2 rRNA genes are annotated in these 3,452 nt (G+C 54.5%); both read left to right on the forward strand.

Annotation, left to right across the window (positions count from 1 at the left end):
- Positions 1–120 precede the first annotated feature (120 nt).
- A 23S ribosomal RNA gene (locus RHOOR92_RS0111705) occupies positions 121–3,000 on the forward strand.
- Between the two features lie 250 nt (positions 3,001–3,250).
- Positions 3,251–3,364: ribosomal RNA gene (gene rrf, locus RHOOR92_RS0111710) — 5S ribosomal RNA — on the forward strand.
- Positions 3,365–3,452: the final 88 nt, after the last annotated feature.

A 3,452-nucleotide genomic window follows, 5' to 3' on the forward strand; every position in this document is an offset into this window, starting at 1 on the left:
GTAAACGAGTGACAAGCGTCTTGGTTCGAACCGAACCGAGGCAAGTGTTAAGGCACGAAAACGAAGTAACTTGGCTGCACCTGAGGAGGGTGCATGCCCCGAGGCGACTTGGGGTTATATGGTCAAGCGACTAAGCGTATACGGTGGATGCCTTGGCAGTCAGAGGCGATGAAGGACGTGGCAGCCTGCGAAAAGTGTCGGGGAGCTGGCAACAAGCTTTGATCCGGCAATGTCCGAATGGGGAAACCCACTCCGCAAGGAGTACTGCATGGTGAATACATAGCCATGCAGGGCGAACCCGGGGAACTGAAATATCTAAGTACCCGGAGGAAAAGAAATCAACCGAGATTCCCTGAGTAGCGACGAGCGAACGGGGACTAGCCCAAAAGCACATTGTGTTCTAGTCAAACGGCATGGAAAGGCCGGCCATAGATGGTGATAGCCCAGTCGACGAAAGGGCACTTTGTGTGAAATTGAGTAAGGCGGGGCACGTGAAACCTTGTCTGAACATGGGGGGACCATCCTCCAAGGCTAAATACTCCTGACTGACCGATAGCGAACTAGTACCGTGAGGGAAAGGCGAAAAGAACCCCGGAGAGGGGAGTGAAATAGACCCTGAAACCGTATACGTACAAGCAGTGGAAGCCCGCAAGGGTGACTGCGTACCTTTTGTATAATGGGTCAGCGACTTACTGTCAGTGGCAAGCTTAACCGTATAGGGGAGGCGAAGAGAAATCGAGTCTGAATAGGGCGCATAGTCTCTGGCAGTAGACCCGAAACCGAGTGATCTATCCTTGGCCAGGTTGAAGGTGCGGTAACACGCACTGGAGGACCGAACCCACATCTGTTGCAATAGATGGGGATGAGCTGAGGATAGGAGTGAAAGGCTAAACAAACTCGGAGATAGCTGGTTCTCCTCGAAAGCTATTTAGGTAGCGCCTCGGACGAATCTTCCTGGGGGTAGAGCACTGTTATGGCTAGGGGGTCATCGCGACTTACCAAACCATGGCAAACTCCGAATACCAGGACAGACTATCCGGGAGACACACGGCGGGTGCTAACGTCCGTCGTGAAAAGGGAAACAACCCAGACCCGCAGCTAAGGTCCCAAAGTCATAGCTAAGTGGAAAACGATGTGGAAAGGCATAGACAGCCAGGAGGTTGGCTTAGAAGCAGCCATCCTTTAAAGAAAGCGTAATAGCTCACTGGTCGAGTCGGTCTGCGCGGAAGATTTAACGGGGCTAAGCTATGCACCGAAGCTCGGGGTGTGCACGCAAGTGCACGCGGTAGAGGAGCGTTCCGTAAGCCTGTGAAGGTGGATTGTAAAGTCTGCTGGAGGTATCGGAAGTGCGAATGCTGACATGAGTAACGATAATGGGGGTGAAAAGCCCCCACGCCGAAAGCCCAAGGTTTCCTCGCGCAACGTTCATCGGCGCAGGGTGAGTCGGCCCCTAAGGCGAGGCAGAAATGCGTAGTCGATGGGAAGCTGGTTAATATTCCAGCACTTTTCTACAGTGCGATGTGGGGACGGAGAAAGTTAGGTCTACCGGGCGTTGGTTGTCCCGGGGAAAGGCGGTAGGCATGGATCTTAGGCAAATCCGGGATCCTTTATGCCGAGCACCGAGACGAGCCCTTTTGGGCGAAGTGACCGATACTACGCTTCCAGGAAAAGCCACTAAGCTTCAGCTGTAGAAAAACCGTACCGTAAACCGACACTGGTAGGCAGGGTGAGAATCCCAAGGCGCTTGAGAGAACTCGGGTGAAGGAACTAGGCAAAATGGCACCGTAACTTCGGGAGAAGGTGCGCCCTTCGATGTGGTCACGTGCGTGACTGAGCATTGAAGGGTCGCAGTAACCTGGCCGCTGCGACTGTTTATCAAAAACACAGCACTCTGCAAACACGAAAGTGGACGTATAGGGTGTGACGCCTGCCCGGTGCTGGAAGGTTAATTGATGGGGTCAGCCGCAAGGCGAAGCTCTTGATCGAAGCCCCAGTAAACGGCGGCCGTAACTATAACGGTCCTAAGGTAGCGAAATTCCTTGTCGGGTAAGTTCCGACCTGCACGAATGGCGTAACGACAGCGGCGCTGTCTCCACCCGAGACTCAGTGAAATTGAATTCGCTGTGAAGATGCAGCGTTCCCGCGGCAAGACGGAAAGACCCCGTGAACCTTTACTATAGCTTTACACTGAACGTTGAGTTCTTCTGTGTAGGATAGGTGGGAGGCTTTGAAGTGCAGACGCCAGTTTGCATGGAGCCATCCTTGAAATACCACCCTGAAGTGCTTGACGTTCTAACCTCGGCCCGTAATCCGGGTCAGGGACCGTGTATGGTGGGTAGTTTGACTGGGGCGGTCTCCTCCCAAAGAGTAACGGAGGAGCACGAAGGTACGCTCAGCGCGGTCGGACATCGCGCACTGTGTGCAAAGGCATAAGCGTGCTTGACTGCGAGATCGACGGATCAAGCAGGTACGAAAGTAGGTCTTAGTGATCCGGTGGTTCTGTATGGAAGGGCCATCGCTCAACGGATAAAAGGTACTCCGGGGATAACAGGCTGATACCGCCCAAGAGTTCATATCGACGGCGGTGTTTGGCACCTCGATGTCGGCTCATCACATCCTGGGGCTGTAGCCGGTCCCAAGGGTATGGCTGTTCGCCATTTAAAGTGGTACGCGAGCTGGGTTCAGAACGTCGTGAGACAGTTCGGTCCCTATCTGTCGTGGGCGTTGGAGATTTGAGGGGGGCTGCTCCTAGTACGAGAGGACCGGAGTGGACGTTCCGCTGGTGTTCGGGTTGTCTCGCCAGAGGCATTGCCCGGTAGCTATGAACGGAAGTGATAACCGCTGAAAGCATCTAAGCGGGAAGCACGCCCCAAGATGAGATCTCCCGAGAGCTTGACTCTCCTTAAGGCACCATCAAGACCAGGTGGTTGATAGGTCAGGTGTGGAAGCGCAGCAATGCGTTCAGCTAACTGATACTAATGAGCCGTGCGGCTTGACCATATAACCCCAAGTGGCTTTGTTTTACGCAGGTCCCTCTGCGAAGCTACCGGCCATCCATGGCCGGAGCCTTCGAAAGAGCGATCGTTCCAAGGCACTTGCCAAATATCGAATTCACCTCGACGCTTGTCACTCGTTTACGATTTATCTCACGTGAGATCCCTCTCACGAAAAGAAGAGTCAAAACCCCGCCATCCGTGGCGGACTCTTCAAAAATGCGGAGCCGGCGCGTCAGCGCTGCTCCCACCCCTTCCCTGGCGGCCATAGCGGCGTGGTCCCACCTGATCCCATCCCGAACTCAGAAGTGAAACGCGCATGCGCCGATGGTAGTGTGGCTTTGCCATGCAAGAGTAGGTCACCGCCAGGGGCTTTATCCTTAGAAGGCCTCCCCATCCGGGGAGGCCTTCGTCTTTATCAGCCTCACTCCCCCAACGGCAACGCTCGGGGGCTTTGGT

Source organism: Rhodanobacter sp. OR92, from assembly GCF_000427545.1.
Lineage (GTDB): Bacteria > Pseudomonadota > Gammaproteobacteria > Xanthomonadales > Rhodanobacteraceae > Rhodanobacter > Rhodanobacter denitrificans.